Origin of the sequence: Arthrobacter sulfonylureivorans (genome assembly GCF_022637435.1) — a bacterium.
In the GTDB taxonomy this organism is placed as follows: domain Bacteria; phylum Actinomycetota; class Actinomycetes; order Actinomycetales; family Micrococcaceae; genus Crystallibacter; species Crystallibacter sulfonylureivorans.
In genome coordinates, this window is sequence record NZ_CP093326.1 from 1,507,558 (window position 1) to 1,532,477 (window position 24,920).

Annotated in this window: 23 protein-coding genes and 1 other RNA gene; 22 read left to right on the forward strand and 2 right to left on the reverse strand. The window is 66.2% G+C overall.

Annotated elements, in window-relative coordinates; translation table 11 throughout:
• Positions 1 to 133: 133 nt before the first annotated feature.
• On the forward strand, positions 134 to 550 hold the full coding sequence (locus tag MNQ99_RS07235) for an ester cyclase (RefSeq protein WP_127511390.1): 417 nt from the start codon (positions 134 to 136) through the stop codon (positions 548 to 550).
• A 93-nt stretch (positions 551 to 643) separates the two neighbouring features.
• On the opposite strand, the gene MNQ99_RS07240 is transcribed toward MNQ99_RS07235, so the two are convergent.
• Complete coding sequence (locus tag MNQ99_RS07240) at positions 644 to 1,948, reverse strand: S8 family peptidase (protein WP_241914957.1); 1,305 nt, start codon at positions 1,946 to 1,948, stop codon at positions 644 to 646.
• Positions 1,949 to 2,341: 393 nt separating this feature from the next.
• Between MNQ99_RS07240 and prfB the strand changes: the two genes are divergently transcribed.
• From prfB to smpB, 14 genes are all read left to right on the forward strand, one after another.
• Complete coding sequence (gene prfB / locus MNQ99_RS07245; protein ID WP_127511392.1) at positions 2,342 to 3,460, forward strand: peptide chain release factor 2; 1,119 nt, start codon at positions 2,342 to 2,344, stop codon at positions 3,458 to 3,460.
• Positions 3,461 to 3,701: 241 nt separating this feature from the next.
• Positions 3,702 to 4,907 carry a substrate-binding domain-containing protein gene (locus tag MNQ99_RS07250; protein ID WP_241914958.1) on the forward strand — a complete coding sequence of 402 codons (1,206 nt, stop codon included), beginning with the start codon at positions 3,702 to 3,704 and terminating at the stop codon, positions 4,905 to 4,907.
• Positions 4,908 to 5,073: 166 nt separating this feature from the next.
• Positions 5,074 to 5,838: an ABC transporter ATP-binding protein gene (locus MNQ99_RS07255; protein WP_241914959.1), complete on the forward strand. Its 765-nt coding sequence runs from the start codon at positions 5,074 to 5,076 to the stop codon at positions 5,836 to 5,838.
• Positions 5,839 to 5,909: 71 nt separating this feature from the next.
• Positions 5,910 to 6,755, forward strand: a complete 846-nt coding sequence (locus MNQ99_RS07260; RefSeq protein WP_241915297.1) for an ABC transporter ATP-binding protein — start codon at positions 5,910 to 5,912, stop codon at positions 6,753 to 6,755.
• Positions 6,752 to 7,627, forward strand: coding sequence for a branched-chain amino acid ABC transporter permease (locus tag MNQ99_RS07265; RefSeq protein ID WP_127511396.1), 876 nt, complete (start codon positions 6,752 to 6,754; stop codon positions 7,625 to 7,627). Before MNQ99_RS07260 ends, MNQ99_RS07265 begins: the two co-directional genes overlap by 4 nt.
• Complete coding sequence (locus MNQ99_RS07270; protein ID WP_241914960.1) at positions 7,624 to 8,835, forward strand: branched-chain amino acid ABC transporter permease; 1,212 nt, start codon at positions 7,624 to 7,626, stop codon at positions 8,833 to 8,835. The genes MNQ99_RS07265 and MNQ99_RS07270 overlap by 4 nt, the downstream gene beginning before the upstream one ends.
• Positions 8,832 to 10,439 carry a class I adenylate-forming enzyme family protein gene (locus MNQ99_RS07275; protein ID WP_241914961.1) on the forward strand — a complete coding sequence of 536 codons (1,608 nt, stop codon included), beginning with the start codon at positions 8,832 to 8,834 and terminating at the stop codon, positions 10,437 to 10,439. The genes MNQ99_RS07270 and MNQ99_RS07275 overlap by 4 nt, the downstream gene beginning before the upstream one ends.
• Positions 10,436 to 11,080 (forward strand): TetR/AcrR family transcriptional regulator, encoded by a 645-nt coding sequence (locus MNQ99_RS07280; RefSeq protein WP_241914962.1) that lies wholly within the window; start codon positions 10,436 to 10,438, stop codon positions 11,078 to 11,080. Before MNQ99_RS07275 ends, MNQ99_RS07280 begins: the two co-directional genes overlap by 4 nt.
• A complete protein-coding gene (locus tag MNQ99_RS07285; protein ID WP_241914963.1) occupies positions 11,073 to 11,825 on the forward strand; it encodes a 3-hydroxybutyrate dehydrogenase in 753 nt (250 codons plus the stop codon). The genes MNQ99_RS07280 and MNQ99_RS07285 overlap by 8 nt, the downstream gene beginning before the upstream one ends.
• Complete coding sequence (locus MNQ99_RS07290; RefSeq protein WP_241914964.1) at positions 11,822 to 12,757, forward strand: alpha/beta fold hydrolase; 936 nt, start codon at positions 11,822 to 11,824, stop codon at positions 12,755 to 12,757. The genes MNQ99_RS07285 and MNQ99_RS07290 overlap by 4 nt, the downstream gene beginning before the upstream one ends.
• A gap of 89 nt (positions 12,758 to 12,846) precedes the next feature.
• Positions 12,847 to 13,548 (forward strand): cell division ATP-binding protein FtsE, encoded by a 702-nt coding sequence (ftsE, locus tag MNQ99_RS07295; RefSeq protein ID WP_127511401.1) that lies wholly within the window; start codon positions 12,847 to 12,849, stop codon positions 13,546 to 13,548.
• Positions 13,545 to 14,459 (forward strand): permease-like cell division protein FtsX, encoded by a 915-nt coding sequence (ftsX, locus tag MNQ99_RS07300; protein WP_241914965.1) that lies wholly within the window; start codon positions 13,545 to 13,547, stop codon positions 14,457 to 14,459. Before ftsE ends, ftsX begins: the two co-directional genes overlap by 4 nt.
• A gap of 100 nt (positions 14,460 to 14,559) precedes the next feature.
• Complete coding sequence (locus MNQ99_RS07305) at positions 14,560 to 15,939, forward strand: M23 family metallopeptidase (protein ID WP_241914966.1); 1,380 nt, start codon at positions 14,560 to 14,562, stop codon at positions 15,937 to 15,939.
• 83 nt (positions 15,940 to 16,022) lie between these two features.
• Complete coding sequence (gene smpB / locus MNQ99_RS07310) at positions 16,023 to 16,496, forward strand: SsrA-binding protein SmpB (RefSeq protein WP_241914967.1); 474 nt, start codon at positions 16,023 to 16,025, stop codon at positions 16,494 to 16,496.
• Between the two features lie 51 nt (positions 16,497 to 16,547).
• On the opposite strand, the gene MNQ99_RS07315 is transcribed toward smpB, so the two are convergent.
• Positions 16,548 to 17,687: a carboxylate-amine ligase gene (locus MNQ99_RS07315; protein WP_241914968.1), complete on the reverse strand. Its 1,140-nt coding sequence runs from the start codon at positions 17,685 to 17,687 to the stop codon at positions 16,548 to 16,550.
• 132 nt (positions 17,688 to 17,819) lie between these two features.
• Between MNQ99_RS07315 and ssrA the strand changes: the two genes are divergently transcribed.
• The 7 genes from ssrA to MNQ99_RS07350 all read left to right on the forward strand — a co-directional run bounded on the left by ssrA (position 17,820) and on the right by MNQ99_RS07350 (position 24,909).
• Positions 17,820 to 18,189, forward strand: a transfer-messenger RNA (tmRNA) gene (gene ssrA / locus MNQ99_RS07320).
• Positions 18,190 to 19,136: 947 nt separating this feature from the next.
• Positions 19,137 to 19,319: a reverse transcriptase domain-containing protein gene (locus tag MNQ99_RS07325; protein WP_241914969.1), complete on the forward strand. Its 183-nt coding sequence runs from the start codon at positions 19,137 to 19,139 to the stop codon at positions 19,317 to 19,319.
• Between the two features lie 207 nt (positions 19,320 to 19,526).
• The gene (locus MNQ99_RS07330) at positions 19,527 to 20,126 is read left to right on the forward strand and encodes a group II intron maturase-specific domain-containing protein (protein ID WP_241914970.1); all 600 of its coding nucleotides are present in this window, start codon (positions 19,527 to 19,529) and stop codon (positions 20,124 to 20,126) included.
• A gap of 258 nt (positions 20,127 to 20,384) precedes the next feature.
• The gene (locus tag MNQ99_RS07335) at positions 20,385 to 20,483 is read left to right on the forward strand and encodes a potassium-transporting ATPase subunit F (protein WP_241914971.1); all 99 of its coding nucleotides are present in this window, start codon (positions 20,385 to 20,387) and stop codon (positions 20,481 to 20,483) included.
• A gap of 7 nt (positions 20,484 to 20,490) precedes the next feature.
• Entirely contained in the window at positions 20,491 to 22,158 is a 1,668-nt protein-coding gene (gene kdpA, locus MNQ99_RS07340) for a potassium-transporting ATPase subunit KdpA (RefSeq protein ID WP_241914972.1), read from the forward strand.
• Positions 22,155 to 24,287 (forward strand): potassium-transporting ATPase subunit KdpB, encoded by a 2,133-nt coding sequence (gene kdpB / locus MNQ99_RS07345; RefSeq protein WP_241914973.1) that lies wholly within the window; start codon positions 22,155 to 22,157, stop codon positions 24,285 to 24,287. Before kdpA ends, kdpB begins: the two co-directional genes overlap by 4 nt.
• Before the next feature lie 10 nt (positions 24,288 to 24,297).
• Positions 24,298 to 24,909: a potassium-transporting ATPase subunit C gene (locus MNQ99_RS07350; RefSeq protein ID WP_241914974.1), complete on the forward strand. Its 612-nt coding sequence runs from the start codon at positions 24,298 to 24,300 to the stop codon at positions 24,907 to 24,909.
• Positions 24,910 to 24,920: the final 11 nt, after the last annotated feature.

The following is a 24,920-nucleotide window of genomic DNA, read 5'->3' on the forward strand; positions in this document are numbered from 1 at the left end:
CCGACCGCTGACTGGGGAGAACCTTTTGGCGTGGGGGGTACGGCCCTGGGAGCCACACATAGGCGGCGTGTCGCAGCTGCGCCGGTGGGAGCCTTGAAGCGGGGGAATTTCGAACCGAGGAAAGGAATCGGAAATGGCTGGCGGATCAGGACTGATTGAGCGGTTCTACCGGGAGGTCATGGAGGGAGGAAATCTTGACCTGATCGACGAGTTGGGCAGCGAAAACTACACGGATCATGAAGAGCCCATGCCCGGGCAGCCGTCCGGCCTGGCGGGCATCAAGTTCTACGTGCAGACGTTTAGGTCGGCCTTCCCGGACATCAAGGCGAAGGCCATTGAGCCCACGATGGTCGACGGAGATCTGGAGGCGGCCCGCGTCGTCCTCACCGGTACGCACCGGGGCGAACTGATGGGTACGGCTGCCACAGGCAACACGGTGGAGTTCAGCGGTATCGACATCATCCGCGTTCAGGACGGGAAAGTGGTGGAGCACTGGGGCGCGACCGACATGCTGAAGCTGCTTCAGCAGACCGGCGCTGTCCAGATGTAGCTCTCAGAGTTGAGACGCCGGCCGGGAGCTCCCGCCACCGGCTGGCAATAAGGCGGTGCTGGATCCGGGCCCAGGGCTCACGCGCTGACCTGTCTAGTCGCACAAGGCGGTGGTGGTGAGGTAACCGAAGTATTGGCCGGAAGCCGGCCGGAGCGGGTCGCCGATGAACCCATACTGTTGATTCTCTTGGTTGTACCCCTCGACGGTGGCGAGGAATGCGTTCATCACGGACTGCCCGTCGCCTTGGCAAACCCCGCTGTAGATGCAGCGGGCCACCGAGCCGGCGACAGCAGGACTGGAGAAGCTGGTGCCATGTGCCGTGTTGTAGAGGCCTCCCGGGAACGTGGAGGTGATGCAGACCCCGGGGGCCGCAACGGTGTGCGCCACATCGGCAGATTGAGTCGCGAAGTTGGAGAAGTTGGCTAACTGGTCATCGGGACTGGGAACTGACCCGCCGCTGCAGATGGGCGTTGCCTTGCCCCCGGGACGCCCGTCGTAGTCGGCCATGGCCGTGGCGGTGAGCACCTCGTCATAGGTGGCCGGAATGGTGGCCGAGAAATCCGAGGCCGCATTGCCGGCGGCAACCGTCCAGGTGACTCCCTCCTGGGATCCCTGACAAATCATCTTGTGCAAGGGATCGACCCCATTGCCGCAATTTCCCTGATCTTGTCCGGGGCCGCCGATGCTGATGTTGGCAACCTGGATGTCGTTCTGCGGGTCCGCATCGGTGCGGGTGGAGACTACCCAGTCGGCGGCGCAGAGCAGGGCAGCCTCTGAGATGGTTCCGCCGTCTGTCATAACCCGGACGGACCAGAGCGGGGCGCCGTAGGCGGTGCCGATGACTCCGAAGGTGTTGTTCTTCGCCGCAATAACTCCGGCAACCATCGTTCCGTGGCCGTTCAGGTCGACGGGAGTTACCTCGACCGCAGTTCCAGACGAGCAGTCCACCCCGCCAACGACGTTCAGGTCTGGATGGGTGCTGTCGATTCCAGTGTCGATCACGGCGGTGTTGACCGTGATCTCCTGGCCGTTCGCAGCCGCCTCCTGCGGGGTACCGCCGACTCGCAGCCACCAAGTGGGCAGGAAACCAGTGACCGCGGGTGGCTCAGTGTCATCGGCCTCGTCCTCTGCCAACGTGAATGCCCGCTCGGGCGCAATGAAATCAACGGCTGGATCGGCACCGAGCTGGGCTGCCTCCGAGTCCGTCATGGTCCCCGAGTAGCCCTTCAATGCGTGTTCGTAGGTGCTCGAGAGCTTAAACCCGTACTCCTTGCCCTGCGCCGCGGCGGTGGAATCGACGTTCGTGACGCTCTCCTTGAGGACGACTGTGTAGTCGCTTTCGTCCTCGGCGGCTGCGGGTCCGGATCCGGCCACGATGGTTGCGGCGGCCAGAATCACCGCGCTGACAGCCCCCAGAATTCTTCGTGACCTCTTGGGTTGTGGCGTCTGGCCGTCGTGCCGGCTCGCGGGCTTGTGCCGCCGTCGCCGGGCGTGACCCGGGCCGTGACTTTGACTGGACATTGCAGCCTCCCCACAAGGTGGAATGTAAATCAGGATGCCCTCGTCCCCGTGCGCGGAGCGTGAACAACCTGCATGTCCGCACTCCCAAAGGTTATTGCAAGCTCCGCCCCGGTGCTAGGGGCAGCCGGAAAGCGCCGGCAGGTTTTCCTGCCAGCGCCGCCCGCGACGCACGCCCGGAAGCCACACAGACCGGCGCCGCAGGAGCGCGAGGAGGAAGGCCTGACCTGCCGGGGGAGAGGATTCCTCACCATGGCGTACGCTTGGAGAACCATGGCTGAGATCGACTTTCCCGCTGAAATCCGCGCGTTACGCGCCACGTACGAATCCATCGAAGCAGTCTCCGATGTGGCGAGGATCCGTAAGGATATCGCCGAGCTGAGCGAGCAGGCCGGCGTGCCGGATCTGTGGGACGACCCGGCCGCGGCGCAAAAAATTACCTCCAAACTGTCGCACCGCCAGAGCGAACTGGAACGGCTGGAGAAGCTCGCCGCACGGATCGACGATCTGGAGGTCCTGGTGGAACTGGGCCAGGAGGACGCCGGCGACGAAGACTCCATGGCCGAGGCCGCCAGCGAACTGACCTCGCTCAAGAAAGCACTGTCAGAACTCGAAGTGGTCACCTTGCTGTCGGGGGAGTACGACGAGCGCGAGGCCGTGGTGACCATCCGCTCCGGCGCCGGCGGCGTGGACGCTGCCGACTTCGCCGAAATGCTGATGCGCATGTACCTGCGCTGGGCCGAGCGCCACGGCTACCCGACCCAGGTGTTGGATACGTCCTACGCCGAAGAGGCCGGCCTGAAGTCGGCCACGTTCGAAGTCAAGGCACCGTTCGCCTTCGGCACGCTCTCGGTGGAGGCCGGTACCCACCGCCTGGTGCGGATCAGCCCGTTCGACAACCAGGGCCGCCGCCAGACCTCGTTCGCCGCCGTCGAAGTCATCCCGCTGATTGAACAGACCGACTCGATCGACATTCCGGACAACGAGATCAAGGTGGACGTGTTCCGCTCCTCAGGTCCGGGCGGCCAGTCGGTGAACACCACCGACTCCGCGGTCCGGCTGACCCACCTTCCCACCGGGATTGTGGTCTCGATGCAGAACGAGAAGTCACAGATCCAGAACCGCGCCGCCGCGTTGCGCGTGCTCCAGTCCCGGCTGCTGCTCTTGAAGAAGGAGCAGCAGGACGCGGAGAAGAAGGCGCTCGCCGGCGACGTCAAGGCGTCCTGGGGCGACCAGATGCGCTCCTACGTGCTGAACCCCTACCAAATGGTCAAGGACCTGCGCACCGAACACGAGGTCGGGAACACCGGTGCCGTGTTGGACGGCGAAATCGATGACTTCATCGACGCCGGCATCCGGTGGCGCGCCAACAGCCGCCACGCGGAAAACTAACCTCGAAGGCTGCACGAAAGCCCGGTCCCTCCTTCTGGAGCGGCCGGGCTTTCGCCGTCCTCAGGTGCTCTGCAACCGAATCGTGACCTAGCTCCGGGGCCCTGATGTTGACACTGCTGTGAGCCGCGCCATAGATTAACTGTAATCTGAATCACCTTTCAGGTTTGGGTGACCCGACCATCAGGTTCAGACAGTTCCAGATTTTTTCTCCTCAGCAGATTCTTCAACGAAAGGCATCGGAGTGAAGGCAACAAAGAAGTTCCTGATGGCCGCAGCACTGGCCACCGGACTTGCCGTGAGCGCATGCGCGCCCACCACCGGCGGCGAGACCGCCGGCGCGGCCGGCGAGGCCGGCAGCGCGCCCGAGAGCATCAACGTGGGCATCGTCTATTCCGAATCCGGCCCGCTCGCCGCTTATGGCGCGGCCTACTACCAGGGCCTGCAGGCAGGCATCGACTACGCCACCGAGGGCACCGGCGAGGTCAACGGCACCAAGCTGAACCTGACCTACCATGACGACGGCGGCGATCCCGACAAGGCGGTCAACGTCGCCAAGGACCTGATTGGTAAGGACTACAAGATCCTGGCCGGCACGGTGGTGTCCGGCATCGCGCTCAAGCTCGCCGAGCAGGCTGAGCAGAACAAGGTGCTCTACATTTCCGGCCCGGCCGCCACCGACGCACTGCAGGGCATCAACGACTACACCTTCCGGTCCGGGCGCCAGAGCCTGCAGGACGTGGCCACCGCGGGAACCTTCGTGGATGACCTCAAGGGCAAGAAGGTAGTGGTGTTCGGCCAGGACAACGCGTTCGGCCAGGGCAACCTCGCCGCCGTCAAGGCCGTGCTCGGCGAGCAGGGCGCCGAAGTCGATGACGTCCTGGTGCCGGAAGACGCCACCGAGTTCACGCCGTTCGCCCGCCAGCTGATCGATGCGAAGCCGGATCTGGTCTTCGTTGCCTGGGCCGGCGCGACGTCGGGATCCATGTGGCAGGCACTGAGCCAGCAGGGCGCGTTCGACGCCGCTCCGATCGTGACCGGTCTGGGCGACGCCGCCACCTTCGGAGCCTACGGCCCCGCCTCGGACAAGATCAGCTTCCTGAACCACTACTTCCCCGGTGCCGCCGGAAACGACGTGGAGAAGGCCATGATCGAAAGCGTCGAGGCCGAGGGCAAGAAGGCGGACCTGTTCACCCCGGACGGCTTCGTTGCCGGCCAGATGATCGTCCAGGCCGTCAAGGAAGGCGGCACCGACGTCGACGCCATGGTGACCGCACTGGAGGGTTACACGTTCGAGGGGCCCAAGGGCGAGACTACCGTCCGCGCCTCCGACCACGCGCTGGTGCAGGAGATGTACCAGGCCAAGCTCGTGGAGCAGGGCGGCGACTGGGTGCCCGAGCTGATCAAGGCGATCCCGGCCGACGCAGTAGCTCCGCCGGAAGCCAAGTAACCGAAACCCAGTAACCGAAACCCAGTAACCGAAGCCCCGCAACTCAGCTCCGGCTACAGGTGCCGCAGGTCCAGGGACGCCGCCCCACCCACCTGGTGGGCGGCGGCCCTGGCCGCGGACCGTCCCGGCAACCACTACGGTCCGTGACCGCACAGAAAGTGACATGATGACCTCCCCAGATCAGCCCGCGCTCTTGGTGCAGGGCCTCGGCCTGCAGATCGGCGGCGCCCGCATCCTCGAGGATGTCGGATTCTCCGTGGCCACCGGCGAAATGGTCGGCGTGATCGGACCCAACGGTGCCGGCAAGACCACATTGTTCAATCTCATCTCCGGTGTGCTCAAGCCGACGGAAGGATCCGTCCAGCTCGACGGCGCCGACGTCACCTCGGCATCGATCCACCACCGGGCACGGGCCGGGCTAGGCAGGACGTTCCAGACCTCGAGCCTGTTTCCGCGGCTGAGTGTGCTGGAAAACGTCCGGCTGGCAGCCCAGGCCGCCCTTGGCGGCAGCCTGTCGGTTTTCCGGTTCCCCTCGCGGACGGATTCCGCAACGTCCGTCGCGCAGCAGAACGTGGCCGAGGTCGGGCTGGAGGACAAGCTGCATACCGCGGCCGGAGACCTCTCGCACGGAGATAAGCGCAAGGTGGAGATCGCCATGCTGCTGGCCGGCGATCCCGCCGTCATCCTGCTGGACGAACCGATGGCCGGTGTGGCCTCCGGCGATGTCCCGGGGCTGAGCGCGATCATCCGCCGGATGCACCGCGACCGCGGCTGCACCGTGATGATGGTGGAACACCACATGGATGTGGTCCTCGGGCTGGTGGACCGGGTGGCCGTCATGCACCACGGCAAGCTGTTGGCCATTGATACCCCGGACGCGGTGATGGCCAATCCCACCGTCCAGAGCGCCTACTTGGGAGAACCCGTATGAGCCAGCACCCTCAGCCGAGCGCGGACCCAGCGCACGCCGGGGCCACCGGCGCCCCGGCCCAGGCCGCCGCCATGCAACCGGCGGCAGCGCAGGCCGGTGCCCACGCCCGCCCGGTGCTGGAAATTGCCGGCCTCACCGCCCACATCGCCGGCCAGCAAGTGGTGGAGGACGTCAGCTTCTCCGTCCCAGCCACCGGCATCACCGCGCTGCTTGGACGCAACGGAGTGGGCAAGACCAGCACCATCAAGGCGGTCATCGGCCTGATCTCGCGGACCGGCAGCGTCACGCTGGACGGGGAGCGGATCGATAAGGAACCCACGTTCAAGATCATCCGCCGCGGCGTCGGCTACGTCCCGGAGGACCGGGAAGTCTTCTCCAAGCTGACCGTGGCGGAGAACCTGCGGCTGGCCGAACGGGACGCCTCCCCCCGCCGCCAACTGGTGGAGGAACTGTTCCCCGACCTGCTCAAGCGCGCCTCGCAGATGGCCGGCACGCTCTCCGGCGGGCAGCAGCAGATGGTCTCGCTGGCGCGGGCGTTGCTGAATGAGAACAAGCTGCTGCTGATCGACGAACCCACCAAGGGCCTGGCGCCCAAGATCGTGCAGGAAGTCGCCGAGACGTTGGAACGGGCCGCGGAAACGGTGCCGATCCTGTTGGTGGAACAGAACCTGCAGGTAGTCCGCCAACTGGCCGCCGGCGCGGTAGTGCTCTCCGGCGGCAGGGTGGTCCACACCACCAACAGCGCGCTGGAGTTCCTGGACAACGAAGACCTGACCCAGCGGCTGCTGGGCGTCCACGCCGACGCCGGGCACGGCGAAGACGCCGACGCCGGGCACGGCGAAAACGCCGAGACGGGGCACGGCGAGGCCGCTGCCCCGGCGAACACCCAGACCAACCGGAACGGAGCGCAGAAGTGAGTACCATCGTCTTGCTGACCGTCACCGGCCTGGGGCTGGGCGCGCTCTACTTCCTGGTGGCCTCCGGGCTAAGCCTGATCTACGGCCTGATGGGCGTGCTGAACTTCGCGCACGGCTCCTTCCTGACCCTGGGCGCGTTCGCCGGCTGGGAATTCGCCCGCCGCGCCGGGGCCGACAACTGGTGGACCTTCCTCGGCTCGCTCCTGGTCGGCGCGGTGGTGGGGGCGCTGTTTGCTGCCTTCACCGAATTCGTGCTGATCCGCAAGCTCTACGAGCGGCATATCGAACAGGTGCTGGTCACCGTCGGCCTCTCGCTGGCGTCGGTCGCGCTGTTCGACGGGATCTGGGGCACCGACACGATCCACATCTCCGGACCGGAATGGTTCCGCGAGACCACCGGCATCCTCGGTGCGCAGATCTCGAACGACCGCTTCGTGGCCATCATCGCCGCGGTGCTTGTACTGCTGGGCCTGGTGTTCTTCCTCAAGCGCACCCGCTACGGCATGATCATCCGCGCCGGCGTGGAAAGCCGCTCCATGGTGACCGCGCTGGGCATCGACGTCCGCAAAGCCTTCACGCTGGTCTTTGCCATCGGCGGCGCCGCGGCCGGCCTGGGCGGCGTGCTCGCCAGCCACTACTTCCAGTACGTCTCGCCGCTGCTGGGCGGATCGCTGCTGATCTTCGCCTTCATCGTCACCGTGATCGGCGGCCTCGGTTCGCTCACCGGCGCGGCCATCGCGTCCGTGGTGGTGGCGCTGCTGCAACAGTTCGCCAACTTCTACCTCAACGGCACCGGGGATTTCGTCGTCGTCGTGGCCCTGGCCCTTGTCCTGCTCTTCCGGCCCTCCGGCCTGCTCGGGAGGAAATCATGACCACCAGCAAGACCGACCCGCAGTCCGAGGCGCAGCCGGCAGCTGCCGGGTCCGCAAGCGCCGGCGAGACGGCCGTAGGCGCGGGGCAGCGGCCCCGGAAAGCCAAGCACGACGGCGGTGCTGCCGCCGGCGGCCGCAGCCTGCTCACGTGGGGTGCCGGGGGAGCGGGCGTGGTCCTGCTGGCGCTGCTGCCGCTGCTGAACCTGTCCCTGCCGGGCGTGCTGCCCGGGCCTACCTACACGCCCGGTTCGCTCCAGCTGCTCGCCATGTGCATGCTGATGGCCGCGGCGGCGCTCAGCTACCACCTGCTGCTGGGCGTGACCGGGCTGCTTTCCTTCGGCCACGCGCTCTACTTCGGTGCCGGAGTGTACGGGCTCGGCGTCATCCTGGATACGTTCGACATTCCGCTGTTACCGGCCATGGGCTTGACGCTGCTGCTGGTGATCGTGCTGGCCCACGTGGTCGGTGCGGTGGGGCTGCGCGTGACCGGCATCCCGTTCGCCATGGTGACGTTGGCCTTCGCCGAGGCCGGCCACGTGCTGGTGGGCCGCAACCCGGGCCAGGCCACCGGCGGCGAAGAGGGCCTGACCCTGGCCACCGAGAACCTGCCCGAGGCCCTGCTGGGCGTGGCCAACACCCGCAACCTGTACTGGCTGGCGCTGATTGTGCTGCTGGTGGTCTTCGCCGTGGTGACCTGGGTGCAGTACAGCCGGGCCGGCCATGTGGCCGCGGCCGTGCGGGAGAACGAGCTCCGTGTGCGGGTGATCGGCGTGCAGCCCTACCTGGTCAAGCTGCTGGTGTTCGTGGTCGGCGGCGTGCTGGCCTCGGCGGTGGGCATGGTCTACCTGCTGTTACAGTCCGGCGCCGTCCCGCGCAGCCTCTCTGCCGACTTCACCATCACGCTGCTGGTCATGGTGGTGCTCGGAGGCGTGGGCTCGCGCTGGGGTGCGATCATCGGCGGTGTGTTCTACACGCTGCTGGACCAGCGGCTCACCGCGCTGGCCCAGTCGGAGGCCATCGCCGGGCTGCCGGACATCCTGCGGATTCCGCTCTCGGAGCCGTTGTTCATCCTCGGTACACTGTTCATTCTGGTGGTCCTCTTCCTGCCCGGCGGCATCACCGGAGCGGTGCACAGGGCCACCCTCAGCCGCGGCCAGCGCCGCCAGGCAGCCGCCCGGCAGCGCCAAGCACTGGAGAATGCCGAGTGAACCAGCAGCACAACCAGCAGGACGGGCTCCATACCCTGGGCCGCTGGACCGCCGACCGCGCCGTGTCCACGCCCGGCCGGGTGGCGATCGATGACCGCGGGGTCGTCCTGCGCTACCGCGAGCTCGATGCCCGGGCCGTTGCCCTGGCCGGACGGCTGCTCGCCGCCGGCTACGGGGTGGGGGACCGGATCGCCACCCTGACCGGCAACTCCGCCGACCACGTGGTGCTGTTCTTCGCCTGTGCCAAGGCCGGCCTGGTCCTGGTGCCGCTGTCCTGGCGCCTGTCCCCGCGGGAGATCGCCGAGCAGCTGCAACTGGCCGACCCGGCGTTGCTGCTGGTGGAGCACGAATTCGATGCGCTCGCCGCGGCCGCCGCCGCGATGCTGCCGCTGCCGCCGCGCACCGCGGCGCCCGGGCCCTCGGGGGTGGAGCGGCAGGTGCCGCACCCCACCCGGCGGACGGCAGGGACCGCGGTCGAGGCCGCGGTGCAGCGGGAAGTGCGCGACGACGACGCCCTCCTGATGATTTTCACCTCCGGCACCGAGGGGCACAGCAAGGCCGCCATCCTCACGCATGCCAACTGTTTCTGGACCAACCTCTCGCTCTCCCGCACCATGGAGCTGTCCAGCTCCGATGTGGTGCTGGCGGCCCTGCCGCAGTTCCATGTGGGCGGCTGGAACATCCAGCCGCTGCTGGCGTGGTGGACCGGTGCCACGGTGGTGCTGGAACGGACGTTTGATGCCGGCCGGGTGCTGCAGCTGATCGCCGAGCGCAAGGTCACCACCATGATGGGCGTGCCCGCCCAATACGCCATGCTGGCCGAGCACCCGGACTTCGCGTCCGCTGACCTGTCCCGGCTGCAGCACGCCATCGTCGGCGGGGCGTCCATGCCGGCACCGCTGCTGCGGATCTGGCACAAGCGGGGCGTGGCGCTGAGCCAGGGCTACGGTCTGACCGAGGCGTCGCCGAACGTGCTCTGCCTGCCCAATGAAGATGCCGCGTCCATGATCGGCTACGCGGGCAAGCCCTACCCGCACGTCAGCGTGGCGGTAGCGGATCCGGCCACCGGCGAGATCCTCCTCGGCGAAGCCACCGGCGAACTGCTGGTCTCGGGTCCGGGCGTCTTCGCGGGGTACTTCCGCAATCCGGAGGCTACGGCGGCAGCGCTCGCCGGCGGCTGGCTGCGCACCGGGGACCTGGTGGAACGCACGGCGGACGGCTTCTACCGGATCGTGGACCGGATCAAGGACCTGTACATCTCCGGCGGCGAGAACGTGGCGCCGGCCCAGGTGGAGCAGGCCCTGCTGTCGCATCCCGCGGTGGCGGAGGCCGCCGTCGTCGGGGTCCCTGACGAACGCTGGGGGGAGACGGGCCTGGCCTACGTGGTGGTCCGCCCGGGACAAATCACCGACGCCGAAGAGCTGGCCGAGCACTGCAAGGCTCAGCTGGCCTCCTTCAAGGTCCCCGGGCGTTTCGACTTTGTGCCAACCTTGCCGCGGACGGCGCTGAACAAGGTGGCCCGGGGACGGCTGCGGCAGGCCGCGGTCCGGCCCGAGCGTGCCGCACGGACCGCAGCAGTTGCCGGATCGGAGCAGGAATCATGAGTGCCGCACCACGCACCGCCCGGGGCACCCGGACCCGCGCCAAGCTGCTGGCAGCGGCGGAAACCGTGTTCGCTTCGGTGGGGTACCACGACGCCTCGATCGTGAAGATCACCGAGGCGGCCGAAGTCGGCCTGGGCACGTTCTACCTCTACTTCCAGGGCAAGCAGGCCATCTTCGACGAAGTGGTCGAGGACCTCAACCGACGGGTCCGCCACGCGATGACGGAGGCGGCCAAGTCGGCCGGCAACCGGCTGGAAGCCGAGCGCGCCGGGTTCAAGGCGTTCTTCCGCTTCACCGCGCAGCACCCCGCGCTCTACCGGATTGTCCGGCAGGCCGAGTTCGTCTCGCCGGGCGCCCTGCGGATGCACTACACCCGCATTGTCAACGGCTACATCGAGGGGCTGAAGGCGGCACAGGCCACCGGTGAGGTCCGGCCGATGGATCCGGACGTCGCGGCCTGGGCGCTGATGGGCATCGGCGAGTTGATCGGCATGCGCTGGGTGCTCTGGGAGGACGACACCGGCGCGCAGCCCGTTCCGCGGGAAGTGCCGGACCATGTTTTTGAAGAAATGATGCAGTTTATCGAGCGGGCGCTGGCGCCCGGACAACCGCACGGGACGGAAGGACAACCCCATGGCTGAACAGACTCTGACAGGCCGCAGCGCCGTGGTCACAGGCGGGGCCAGCGGCATCGGTGAAGCCTGTGCCCGGGCCCTCGCCGAGCGCGGCGCCAAAGTCACCGTGGCGGACCTGGACGGTGCCGCCGCCGAACGCGTGGCGCAGGAAATCGGCGGTGTCGCGTGGCAAGTGGACCTCAGCGACACCCGGGCGCTGGAAACGGCGACGGTGGATACTGACATCCTGGTCAACAACGCCGGCATCCAGCGGATCAATCCGATCGAGGAGTTCGCTCCGGAGGACTTCAGGCTGATGCTGCGGCTGATGCTGGAGTCCCCGTTCCTGCTGATCCGCGCGGCGCTGCCCGGCATGTACCAGCGAGGCTTCGGACGGATCATCAACATTTCCTCGGTGCACGGGCTGCGGGCCTCCGCCTACAAATCAGCGTACGTCTCCGCCAAGCACGGGCTCGAAGGCCTCTCCAAGGTCACGGCGCTGGAGGGCGGCGCCCACGGCGTGACCAGCAATTGCATCAATCCCGGCTACGTGAAGACGCCGCTGGTGGAGAAACAGATCGCCGACCAGGCCCGGCTGCACCAGTTGCCCCAGGAGGAAGTGGTGGCCCAGGTGATGCTCACCGAGAGCGCGGTCAAACGCCTGACCGAACCGCACGAAGTGGCCTCGCTGGCCTGCTGGCTGGCCGGCGCCGACGCCGGCATGGTCACCGGCGCGTCCTACACGATGGACGGCGGATGGTCCAGCCGATGAGCGCTGAACCGACAGCCCTGCCTTATTCAACGCTGGACGTTCCGGTCCGCGGCGGCACCCTGCGCACCGGCGTGTGGGGGCCGCAGGATCCGGAGGCACCGGCCGTGCTGGCCGTGCACGGTGTGACGGCGTCGCACCGCACCTGGGGCCTGCTGGCGCAGGAGCTCGACGGCGTGCGGCTGATCGCACCGGACCTGCGCGGCCGTGGCCGCAGCAACCAGCTGCCCGGACCGTTCGGCATGGCGGCCCACGCCGACGACCTCGCTGCGGTGATGGCGGCACACGGGGTGGGCAGCGCCGTCGTCGTCGGTCATTCCATGGGAGCGTTCGCCTCCGTGGTGCTGGCGCGGCGGCACCCGGAGCTGGTGGAGTCGCTGGTGCTGGTGGACGGCGGGCTGCCGCTGCAGGTGCCCGCCGGGCTCAGCGACGAGGAAGTCATCCAGTCCGTGCTGGGGCCGGCGGCCGAACGGCTGGCGGCAACGTTCCGCAGCCGGGACGCCTATCGGGACTTCTGGCGCGTGCATCCGGCCTTCGCCGAGCATTGGAATGCGCTGGTGGAGGACTACGTCGACTACGACCTCGCCGGCGAACCGCCGCTGCTGCGGCCGTCGACGAACTACGCGGCGATGGCCCGCGACACCGCGGACCTGAATGGCGGGGCGGCCCTGATGGACGCGCTGGAGTCGCTGGCGGTGCCGGCCATGATGCTGCGGGCGCCGCGCGGCCTGCTGAACGAAGACGCGGGCCTGTATACGCCCGGCTACGTGGACCAGTGGGCCCGTCGGCTGCCGGACCTGCAGGTCCGCGACGTTCCCGGAACCAACCATTACACGATCGTGATGGACAGCCCGGGTGCCGCCGCGGTGGCCGGAGCCGTCCGCCAGGCCGTGGGTGCGCTGGTGAAACGACACACCCCGAATGCTGCAGGCTAAACCCAAGACTGCGTGCCTATAGTCGAGAGGCTGAGGTTTCTTCCCCCAAGCACAGGCCCTCGTCCTCGGCACTGAGGCACAAAGTAGTCATGATTCGATTCGATACCGTCACGAAGATCTACGATCAGAACTCGCGTCCTGCCCTGGACAGGATCAGCCTGGAGATCGACCGCGGGGACTTCGCGTTCTTGGTCGGCTCCTCCGGGTCCGGAAAATCAACGTTCATCCGGCTGGTTCTGAAAGAAGACCGTGCCACCCGCGGCGCGGTCTACGTCGCCGGCCAGAATGTGGCCAACATTCCCAGCTGGCGCGTGCCCAAACTGCGCCGCGGCATCGGGGTGGTGTTCCAGGACTTCCGGCTGTTGCCGAACAAGACGGTTTTCGCGAACGTGGCATTTGCCATGCAGGTGATCGGACGCAGTCGTGCCGTGATCCGCGAGACGGTGCCCGAGGTGCTCAAGACAGTGGGTCTGGAAGGCAAAGACCACCGCATGCCGCACGAACTCTCCGGCGGCGAGCAGCAGCGCGTTGCCATCGCACGGGCCGTGGTGAACAAGCCCGGGATCCTGCTGGCCGACGAACCCACGGGCAACCTGGATCCCACCACCTCGTTGGGCATCATGAAGGTGCTGGACCGGATTAACCAGAACGGCACCACCGTGGTGATGGCCACGCATGACAACGTGATCGTGAACGAAATGCGCAAGCGTGTGATCGAACTGCGCGACGGCGTGCTGGTCCGGGACCAGGCCGAAGGCATCTACCTCGGCGAGCCGGAGGAGGCCAAATGAGACTGGCTTTTATCCTCGGTGAAATCGGGTCCGGCCTGCGCCGGAATCTGTCCATGGTGGTCTCCGTGGTGCTGGTGACGTTCATTTCGCTCACCTTCGTGGGCGCCGCCGGCATGCTGCAGATGCAGATCAACCAGATGAAGGGCTACTGGTACGACAAGGTCCAGGTGGCCGTCTTCCTGTGTGTTGACACGTCGACGGCGGCCAGTTGCGCGTCCGGCCCGGTGACGGATGAACAGCGCGCCGAGATCGAGGCTACGCTGACCAGTCCGGCGGTGGAGCAGTACGTGGACACCTACCTGTACGAATCGCAGGAGGATGCGCTGGGCCACTTCCGCGACCAGTTCGCGAATTCGCCGATTGTTGATTCGGTGACCGCCGACCAGCTGCCGGAATCCTTCCGCATCTCCCTGGTAGATCCGCAGAAGTATGAGGTCATCAACGAGATCTTCTCCTCGCTGCCCGGCGTGGAGGTGGTGGTGGACCAGCGCGAGATCCTGGAAAAGGTCTTCAACGTCATGAACATTGCCTCGCTGGTGGCGGTGGGCATCGCCGTCATCATGATTGTCTGCGCCATCCTGCTGATCGCCACCACCATCAGGCTCTCGGCCTTCAGCCGTCGGCGGGAAACCGGCATCATGCGCCTGGTTGGGGCCTCGAAGGCGGTGATCCAGCTTCCGTTCGTGCTGGAAGGCGTGATCGCCGCCGTGGTCGGGGCCTTGCTGGCCTCGGTCACCCTGTGGGCCGTGGCGCACTTCTTCATCGGTGACTGGCTTGCCAGCCAGTACCCGGATACCGCATTCATTTCCTCCAGCACCATGCTGGTCATCGGCCCCGCGCTGGTGCTGTTGGGGGCTGTCCTTGCAGGAATATCGTCCCTCCTGACCCTGCGCCGCTACCTGAAGGTCTAGAATCATGAAACGTGAGCAGAACTTGACAATGGGGAGCCAGGCTGTGAGCCGTTCAACGCCGCGGAAGAAATGTCTTCCGCAGGGGATTCTGAGTGCAGCCATGGCGGCTCTGCTCGCCTTCTCGCTGGGCTCTGCCGGACCGGCCCAGGCCGACGAGCTCGACGACCGCAAGGCGGCGCTGGAACAGGAAATCGAGGAGATCGAGCATTCGCTGGAGTTCCTTGACGCGGACATTGTGGAGACGGTTAAGGAACTTAAGGAGTACCAGAGCCGGCTGCCCGGAGCCCAGCAGAAGCTCTCCGAGGCCGAGGGCCGGGTGGAAACGGCCGCCAACAAGGTGGCCGCCCTGGCGCAGCGCGTGGACCTGGCACTGCAGACCAAGGACAAGATCAACCAGCAGCTGGCCAGCGACGCCGAAGAGCTCAAAGAGACCAAGAAGGTCATCGGCCAGATTGCCACCCAGGCCTACAAACAGGGCGGCGTGCCGTCCAACCTGTCGCTGTTCTTCGGATCCGACGGCGACGCGAGCCTGGCCAGCACCATCGACCTGGCCGACCAGGCGCTGCGCAGCCAGAACGCGGCGCTGAACAAGCTGTCCCAGCAGAACGCCACCAACGTGAACTCCCAGGCCCGGCTGGAGGCCGTGGAAGAAGAAATCCGGGACCTGAAGGCACAGGCCGAGGACGCGCTGGCGGCGGAACAGACCGCCCGCGACGAGGCCGCGGCCGAGAAGCAGAAGGTCGACCAGCTGATTTCCGAGACCTCGGCGCTGTCGGACAGCCTGCAGGCCCGGAAGCCGGAGATCGAGCAGGAGCTGGCCAAGTCCGAGCAGGCCCAGCAGCAGGTGCTCGCGCAGATCAAGGAGCGGCAGGAACGGCTGCGCCGCGAGGCGGAGGAGAAGGCCCGGCGAGAAGCCGAAGAGCAGCGCAAGGCCCAGGAGGCGTGGGAACGCGAGCAGGCCCGGATCAAGGCGGCCCAGCAGGCGGCGCGGAACAACGGCCAGCCGGTGCCGCAGATCATTCCCAAGGTCAAGCCGCCAAAGCCGGCCACCTCTTCGCCGTCGTCCTTTGGATTGATCGCCCCAACCAGCGGGGTCATCACCTCCGGGTTCGGTTGGCGGAGCACCCCGCCCGGCACCATCGACTTTTTCGGCACCGGCGGCTATCTGCACAGCGGGATCGATTACGGACCCGGCTGCAACGCTCCGGTCTATGCACCGGCCGCCGGCACGGTGGAGCGCGCCGACGGCTCGGTCTGGGGCGGCGGCAACAGCGTGACGATCAGCCACGGCTGGGTGGCGGGGAACGTGCTGGACACGAACTACTACCATCTGAACAAGTACGTGGTGTATGCGGGCCAGCAGGTTGGGCAGGGACAACTGATCGGCTATGTGGGCAGCACCGGCAACTCCACCGGGTGCCACCTTCACTTCGAAACCATCCTGAATGCCGACTTCGTGAATCCGCTGAACTTGCTCTAAAGCTCCGGCTGGAGCGGGCGCCGCGGGACTAATCCCCGCGGCGCCGTTATAATGGAACGTTCCGACGACGAAGGAGTTACCCCGTGCCCAGAGAAAGTGGCCGAAAGGTAGTGGCCACCAATCGAAAGGCCCGGCACGACTACCACATCATGGATACCTACGAGGCCGGGATGGCCTTGATGGGAACAGAAGTGAAGTCCCTGCGCGAGGGCCGTGCCTCGCTGGTGGACGGCTTCGCCATCTTCTACAACGACGAGCTGTACCTGGAGTCCGTCTATATCCCGGAATACCTCAACGGGAGCTGGACGAACCACGCCGCCCGGCGCCGCCGGAAGCTGTTGCTGCACCGGGCCGAGCTGGAGAAGATCGCACGCCAGACCCGGGAGTCCGGCTACACCATTGTGCCGCTGCAGCTGTATTTCAATGACGGCCTGGCCAAAGTCGAGATCGGCGTGGGTCGCGGCAAGAAGGATTACGACAAGCGGCAGACGCTGCGCGAGAAGCAGGACAACCGCGAGGCCCTGCGCGTCATGCGGGAAAAGAACCGCGGGGCCTAACCCGCAGGAGCCGCGGTCATGCCGGGGCGGACCCTTGGTGCTCCGGCAACGTCAGCCTGCCGTGATGGACCGGCCCACCAAATCGAGCCACGCTGCCAAGCCTCCGCTAGCCAGCGCCGCCCGCTGGCGCTGCGCGCCGTTGCCCTCCAGGCGCAGCCGGGCGCACTGCTCATGCACCCAGCCGCGGTCCCCATGTTGTTCCAAGGCGTCGTCGATGTGCCGGAGCAGCAACTCCAGGACGTCAAAAGCGGGCCAGAGGGTGGCCGAGTCGAGATGCACCAGTTTGTCTGACAGCCCGAATCGGGCGGCCTGCCAGAGTGCCACATCCAGGTGCTCGGGGAAGTGGTTGGCGGACGGTCGCCCCGCGACGGCGGCGGCCTCTTCGGTGGCTACGAGCGCCCGGGCGAGTCCGGCCAGCAGCACGCTGTCAGCCGCCGTGAGCTGGCTGTCGGAGGCCCGGATTTCGATAGTGGGGAACTGGTCCGAAAGTCGCGCGACCCAGGAGAGATGCCCCGGGTCCGGCGCCACCCCGGAGGCATACAGCTGCCGCACGCGGACGCGGTAATCGTGCAGGTCGGCAAAGTACGGCGGACACCCCTGGATCTGCCACCGTCGGTACAGGATGGTCCGCCAGCTGGCGAAGCCGCTGTCCGCATGCCGCCAGAACGGCGAGTTGGCCGCGACCGCGGTCAGCAAGGGCAGCCAGGGCCGCAGCCGGTTAAGTACCTGCAGCCGCACCTCGGGGTCCGGCACTTCAACGTGGATGTGCATGCCGGTGACGTACTGGTCGGCGACCAGCGCCGGTGCCCGTTCGGCAATACCGCGGTAGCGGGGAGTGTCGGTCACGGACGCCGGGCGCAGATCGGCGTCGAAAATCACCCCGATTCCGGCCGCGGCTGCCCCGGTTGAGACCGCGCTGTGGGCCAAATCCCGGCGGAAGTCCAGCAGGGCCTCGGCCGCTTCGGCCAGCGTGTGGCATACCGGCGTGGCGGTCTCCACCTGGCAGTCCAGCAACTCGGTGCTGACCCAGTCCGGGTTGGTGTCCAGGCGCAGGGCAGCCCGCACCGCCGGCCCCGTGGGCACCGGCTGTGCCGACCGGGGATCCATCAGCAGGAATTCTTCCTCGATGCCGAATGTAGCCGAGATGAAACTCGCTCCCGACGGTGTGCCCTCCGCTGCACGCACAACCATGGTTCGAGAGTAATCTCGCCCGGGCATGCTGGCTAGAATAATGAGGGAATAGACAGCTGCGGGGATGGGTTACACTGGATGGTCCGGACAGGTAACTGGCCGGCACACATGGTTATTTTGATAACTACATACGGGGATGACAGGTTTCGACGATGTTAGTCGCGCCAGGGGAAGCGGGCCGAGGATGCAGAGTTATCTCGGAAACGCTCTCTGCAAACCAATAAGTGCCGAATCTAAGCGCACTGACTTCGCACTCGCTGCCTAAGTAGCGTTGCAAGTCCGTCAGCCCGGGGATGCTCTCGCCCCGGATGCTGGCGTCATTAAGAGAGCCACTGCTGGATACCTTCGCCGTTGGGGTATTCGGGACATTTAGACGGCTGGGCCCGGGTCAGCCACCTGTTTGCAGGATGGCTGGGGCCAAGAAAACCCGAAGCAAACTGCGCCCGGAGAAGTCCTGGCAACACAACATCGGACGGGGGTTCAATTCCCCCCATCTCCACCTCTGAAATTCAGGGAGTGTCTTCTCATTCCCTAAATTGCAGCACTCCGCTACTGTCTCCCTCACGACAGGCGCCACCGGTTACGTGTCGGGGCCATTCGGGAGGCAGCAGTGAGGATGGTGCGTATCGACCGGCAGTTGCTGGGTCACGAAGGCCTGCCCCTCCCCGAGGGGCAGGCCTTCGACGTGTACGCCCGGCATGGGAATTTGCTTGGAGGTGAAAGTCCTCTGGAGAAGAAGGTGGTTTAACCCCTAGCCAATGGCAACTGCGTCACCGTGAGGTGGGGTGGGAAGGAAGCCGGAGGCAAATCCCTGCACCGAGGGACACGAACCGCATAGAAGGCATGCCGGTCGGGGTAAGGCTGCACGCGAAGCTGAAGCCCGTTCCACCGAAACGGCCGGTGTGTAAATGCGGCGGCGGCAGGGGGAAAGTAAATGTTCTTATCCGGGGAGATCTGTCCCGGTGCGCCAGCGCTCGATATGCACGCTGGAGCGGATCAGCCGTGAGTGTTGGTCTGACGGGGCAGGAGTCAGCCGAGGCCGTAGTACCGGCGGGAATCGCAAGATTGCCGGGAAGGGCCGAACGTTGGGAGATGACATGTTGAACGGGCATTGCTCGTGGACATTACGTTGACCGCAGCCATCCCGCCGTGCGCGGGCCAGAGCAGTGTGGAGGTATCGGTGAATCCGAGAGGGCCCCTGCCTGAGCGTAGTGATGTCCCGGCGCGTGCCGGTAATACTGTCAGCGGCCAGAAGGAGGGCCTGTGGGAACTGGTGTTCTCGCGGGAGAACCTGTTGGCTGCGTTACGCCGTGTCGAGGCGAACCGGGGCGCCCCTGGTGCTGACGGACTGTGTACGGACGAGCTCCTTCGTGGTGTTTAGGACACTGGGAGGCGGTCAGGGAAGACCTTGATGCGGGCACGTACCGTCCGCTGCCGGTGCGTCAGGTGATGATTCCCAAACCTGACGGCGGTGAGCGGAAGCTGGGCGTGCCGGCCGTGCTGGATCGGTTGATCCAGCAGGCAATCGCGCAGGTGCTGGTCCCGGTCTTTGACCCGGGGTTCGTGCCGGTCTCGTACGGGTTCCGGCCGAACAAGAGTGCCCATGACGCGGTCCGGGTCGCCCGACCGTGATTGAGCAGGGCTATAAGTGGGTGATCGAGGTTGATTTGGATTCTTCGATCGGGTCAACCACGACGCTTTGATGGCCTGTGTTGCGCGGAAAGTGAAGGACAAGCGGCTGCTTCGCCTGATCCGCTCCTATCTTGGAGCGGGATCATGGCTAATGGTGTGAAACAGCCGACGGAGGAAGGCACCCCGCAGGGATCGCCGCTTTACCCGTTGCTGAGCAACATCATTATGCTCGATGACTTTCACCAGCTGATGTGGTCGCGCGGCCACCGGTTCGTCCGGTACGCCGATGACATCAGGGTCTTCGTCAAGAGCAAACGGGCAGCCGGACGGGTGCTGGACCAGTGCACGAAAATACTGGAGCAGGACCTGAAACTGAGGGTGAACCGGGAGAAGTCGAAGGTCGGTCCGGCAAACGTAGCTACATTGCTGGGCTATGCCTTCTTCTTCACCGCTTCCGGGGTGAAGCTGCGGGTCGCGCCGAAAGCCCTGAAACGGGTGAAGACGCGGATCAAGCAGCTCACCTCGCGGAAGTGGAGCATCTCGATGGGGGAGCGCATCCAACTGCTGAACCGCTATATCCGCGGCTGGATGGGATATTTCCGTCTGGCTGATACCCCGAAGACACTCCGGGGTTTGGATGAATGGTTCCGGCGCAGGATGCGCCAGATCCGGTGGAAGGAATTTCCCGGGGATTGTCGCCGATCTTCGCGAATCCTTAACGCCGAGTCCTTGACACCGGGGCGAATGCGGAACGGCGAAAGGCCGTGCGGACCGGGTTGCATCCACCCGACACCGGATTCACCGTAGGCGTTAAGAAGCCGTCAAGATTCAGCCCTGCCGCGTTAAGAATTCGTTAGGGACGGCTTTTTCACGACTCTTTCACATCGGTCCGGGGGTTGACTGGGCCTATCCCGCAGAAAATTTTGCGGGCAGATGAAAGGAACGTGTCGTGGCCGATCTGGCTGTTCTGGGCATTTTTGTGGTGTCCATGGGTTTCGTGATGTGGGTCGGTCAGCTCCTGACCGGGATGGTTGGCGGTGCCCGTGATGGGCGGGTGACGGACCAGTGAATGCTGATGCCATCATGTGGACTGTGCTGCTGATCGCAGGCCTGTCCCTGCTGGGCTATCTGCTGGCCGTTCTCATCCACCCGGAAAAATGGTGAGGATCCAGTGAACTTCAACGCTGCCTCGTTCCTCATCCAGGTGGCCGCCCTAGTCGTGGCCTTGGCCGCCCTGCACAAGCCGCTCGGGGTGTATCTGGTCCGGGTTTTCGAGGGGAAGACCTCAACCAGGGCGGAGCGGATGTTCTACCGGCTCGCCGGCGTCGACGCCGGGACCGAGCAGACCTGGTCCGTTTATCTGCGTAGCGTCCTGGTGTTCTCCGCCGTCTCAATCCTGGCGGTGTTCCTGCTCCAGCGGCTCCAAGGCGCCCTCCCGGGCAGCAACGGTCTGGCCGGGGTTGACCCCTGGGTGGCGATGAACACGTCGATTTCGTTCGTCACCAACACCAACTGGCAGACCTACGCCCCGGAGGCCACGGTCGGGATGTTCGTGCAGATGTGCCTTTTGGCCGTACAGAACTTCCTCTCCGCCGCCGTCGGCATCGTCGTCGCCGTCGCCCTGATCCGTGGCATAGCCCGCACCCGGACCGACAGGCTGGGAAACTTCTGGGTCGACCTCGCCCGGACCTCGTTCCGTGTCCTGCTGCCGATGGCGGCCGCCGCAGCCATCGTGATGGTCCTCGGCGGGGTGGTGCAGAATTTCTGGTCCACCGACGTCGTCAACCAGGCGTCCGGGATCAGCCAGACAATTCCCGGTGGGCCCGTCGCGTCCCAGGAAGCCATCAAGGAGCTCGGAACCAACGGCGGCGGCTATTTCAACGCCAACTCCGCCCACCCGTTTGAGAACCCGAACGTGTTCATCAGCCTGTTCCAGGTCTTCCTGCTGCTGCTGATCCCCTCGGCCCTGCCGTACGCTTACGGCCGCATAGTGGGCGATCAGCGGCAGGGCTTCACCGTTGCCGCCGTTATGGGCTCGCTGTGGCTGGCCTCCGTTTCCCTGATGGGTTGGGCGGTGGCCTCCGGGCAGGGAACTGCGACGGCGGCCGCCGGTGGCCTCGGGGAAGGATTCGAGCAGCGCTTCGGGCCGGTGCCGGGCGCGATCTTCGCCGCCTCCACCACTTTGACCTCCACCGGCGCCGTGAACACCGCCCATGATTCCCTGCCGCCGATGGCAGGCGGGGTGGCGATGGTGAACATGATGCTTGGGGAGGTTGCCCCCGGCGGGACGGGCTCCGGGCTGTACGGCATGCTGATCCTGTCCATCATCTCCGTTTTCATCGCCGGGCTCATGGTCGGGCGCACCCCGGAATACCTGGGGAAAAAGATCGGCCCGAGTGAAATGAAACTCACGGCCCTGTACATCCTGGTCACCCCGGCCCTGGTGCTGGCACTGGCCGGCATCTCAGTCCTGCTGCCGGACGTTGTGGCCAACGCCCCGTCCTCGGGCCCGCACCAGTTCAGTGAAATGCTCTACGCCTTCACCTCCGGGGCGAACAACAACGGCTCGGCGTTCGGCGGCATCACCACCTCCGGCCCGTACCTGTCGGTCATGATGGGCATCGCCATGCTGCTGGGCCGCTTCCTGCCCATTGCGCTGGTGTTGGCCCTGGCCGGCTCCCTCGCCCGGCAACAACGCATCCCGGCGTCGGCCGGAACCGTTCCGACGCACGGATGGCTGTTCGGCTCGCTGCTCCTGGGCGTGACGGTCGTACTGACCGCGCTCAGCTACTTCCCGGCCCTTGCCCTCGGGCCCCTCGCAGAAGGACTCCTCAAATGACCCCGTCCCGGACGGACACCACCGCCGCCGCCGAAACCTACGCCGACGGCAACCCCCTCGGCACCCCCGGGGAGCACAAACACCACACCAAGGCCCCGGCGAAGCTGACGCTCACCACCGTCGCGGCCGCACTCCCGGTCGCAGTCCGGAAGCTCGCACCGCGGCAAATGATCCATTCCCCGGTCATGTTCACCGTGCTCGTCGGGGCTGCCCTGTCCACTCTGATCAGCGCCGTCCGGCCGTCGGTGTTCGGCATCGCTGTCACGGCGTGGCTGTGGCTCACCGTCCTGTTCGGCACCCTCTCGGAAGCCATCGCCGAGGGCCGGGGCAAAGCCCAGGCCGACAGCCTGCGGGCCAGCCGCAAAGGCGTGCACGCCAGGCTGCGGCTGCCCGACGGCAGCACCAGGGACGTCCCCGGCACGGAGCTGCGGCTCAACGATGTGGTGATCTGCGAGGCCGGGGACGTCATCCCCTCGGACGGTGAAATCATCGAGGGTCTGGCCAGTGTTGACGAATCGACCATCACCGGCGAATCGGCCCCGGTCATCCGCGAATCCGGCGGCGACCGCTCCTCCGTCACGGGCGGCACCAGGGTCCTCTCGGACCGCATCGCCGTCCGCATCACCGCCGAGACGGGCCAGACGTTCATCGACCGGATGATCAAGCTCGTCGAGGGCGCCGTGCGGCAGAAAACCCCCAACGAAATCGCCTTGCACGTGCTGCTGGTCTCCCTGACGATCGTGTTCCTCATCGTCACCATGTCCCTGGCACCGTTCGCATCCCTTGCCGGTGCCACGCCGTCGCCGATCGTGCTGGTCGCGCTGCTGGTGTGCCTGATCCCCACCACCATCGGGGCCCTGGTTCCGGCGATCGGCATCGCCGGCATGGACCGCCTGGTCCAGCACAACGTGCTGGCCACCTCCGGCCGGGCCGTGGAGACCGCCGGGGACATCACCACCCTGCTGCTGGACAAGACCGGCACCATAACCTACGGCAACCGGCGTGCCGTTAATTTCTTCCCCGCCAATAACGTGGAGCGGACCGAACTCATCGAAGCGGCCCGGCTCTGCAGCCTGGCCGATGAAACCCCCGAGGGACGCTCGATCGTGGATCTCGCCGCGGACAAGGGAGTGACCGGGCCTGATCTGGCCGCACTCCGAAAGACCTCCGGCGCGTTTGTGGTGGTCGAGTTCAGCGCCAGCACCCGGATGAGCGGGCTGGATGTTGACGGCAGGCAGATCCGCAAGGGTGCCGCATCCGCGGTAGCAGCGTTCGTTGAAGAGGCCGGCGGCCAGACCCCGGCCGAGGTGGACTTCAGGGTACGGGAGATCTCCGCCGAGGGCGGCACCCCCCTGCTGGTCGCCCGGATCAGCGCGTCCAGCCGCGCCGAGGTCCTCGGAACGGTCCATCTGGCCGACGTCGTCAAGCCCGGCATGCACGCCCGGTTCGCCGAACTGCGAAAGATGGGCATCCGGACGGTGATGATCACCGGTGACAACCCCATCACTGCGAAGGCGATCGCCGCCGAGGCCGGCGTCGATGACTTCGTCGCTGAAGCCACCCCCGAAGACAAACTCGCCGTCATCAAAAAGGAACATGCTCAGGGACGGCTCGTGGCCATGACAGGGGACGGCACCAACGACGCCCCCGCCCTGGCGGCCGCCGACGTCGGCGTCGCGATGAACTCCGGCACCCCGGCGGCCAAGGAAGCGGCCAACATGGTGGACCTCGACTCCGACCCCACCAAGCTCATCAACATCGTGGGCATCGGCAAGCAGCTGCTCATCACCCGCGGCGCGCTCACCACGTTCTCGGTCGCGAACGACGTCGCCAAGTACTTCGCAATCGTCCCGGCACTGTTCACAGCCGCCTTCCCCGGGCTGGGGCTGCTGAACATCATGGGCCTGGCTACCCCGTCCTCGGCCATCCTGTCCGCGGTGATCTTCAACGCCCTGATCATCATTGCCTTGGTGCCGCTGGCCCTGCGCGGAGTGAAGTACCGGGCCGTGTCCGCCAACCAGGCGCTGGGCCGGAACCTGCTGATCTTCGGGCTCGGCGGGCTCATCGCACCGTTCATCGGCATCAAGATCATCGACGTGCTCATTTCCCTCATCCCCGGCATTGGCTAGGAACCTCCCCATGAAAACTCTCACCGGTTACCTCCGCCAGGCCGGAGCGGCCCTGCGGTTCCTCATTCTTGCCACCGTGGTTCTCGGACTGGTCTATCCGCTGGCGATCTTCGGCATCGGGCAGGCCATAGCCCCGTACCAGGCCAACGGCTCCATTCTGAAAGGCCCAGACGGCAGGCCCGCAGCTTCGGCACTGCTGGCACAGGTCTCCGCCGACGATACCGGCATCCAGGACCCGAAATGGTTCCACGCCCGACCCTCGGCCGTGAAGTGGGACCCGGCGTCCTCCTCGCCCAGCAACCTTGGCCCCAACGATCCCAAGCTGATCGACACCGTCACCGCCAACCGGTCAGCCATTGCCGAGGCAGAAGGCATCAGCGAAGCCGAAGTCCCCGCGGATGCCGTGACAGCCAGCGGATCCGGGCTGGACCCGGACATCTCCCCGGGCTACGCCCGGATCCAGGTGCCCAGGGTCGCCGCCGCCAGCGGCCTTAGCCCCGAAGCGGTCCAGGCCATGGTCGACCGGCGCACCAGCTCAGGCCCGGAGGCGTTCCTCGGACAGCCGTCCGTGAACGTCACCGAACTGAACTTGGACCTGGCCTCCGCGGTGCAGTCCAAGTGAAAGAATGACCT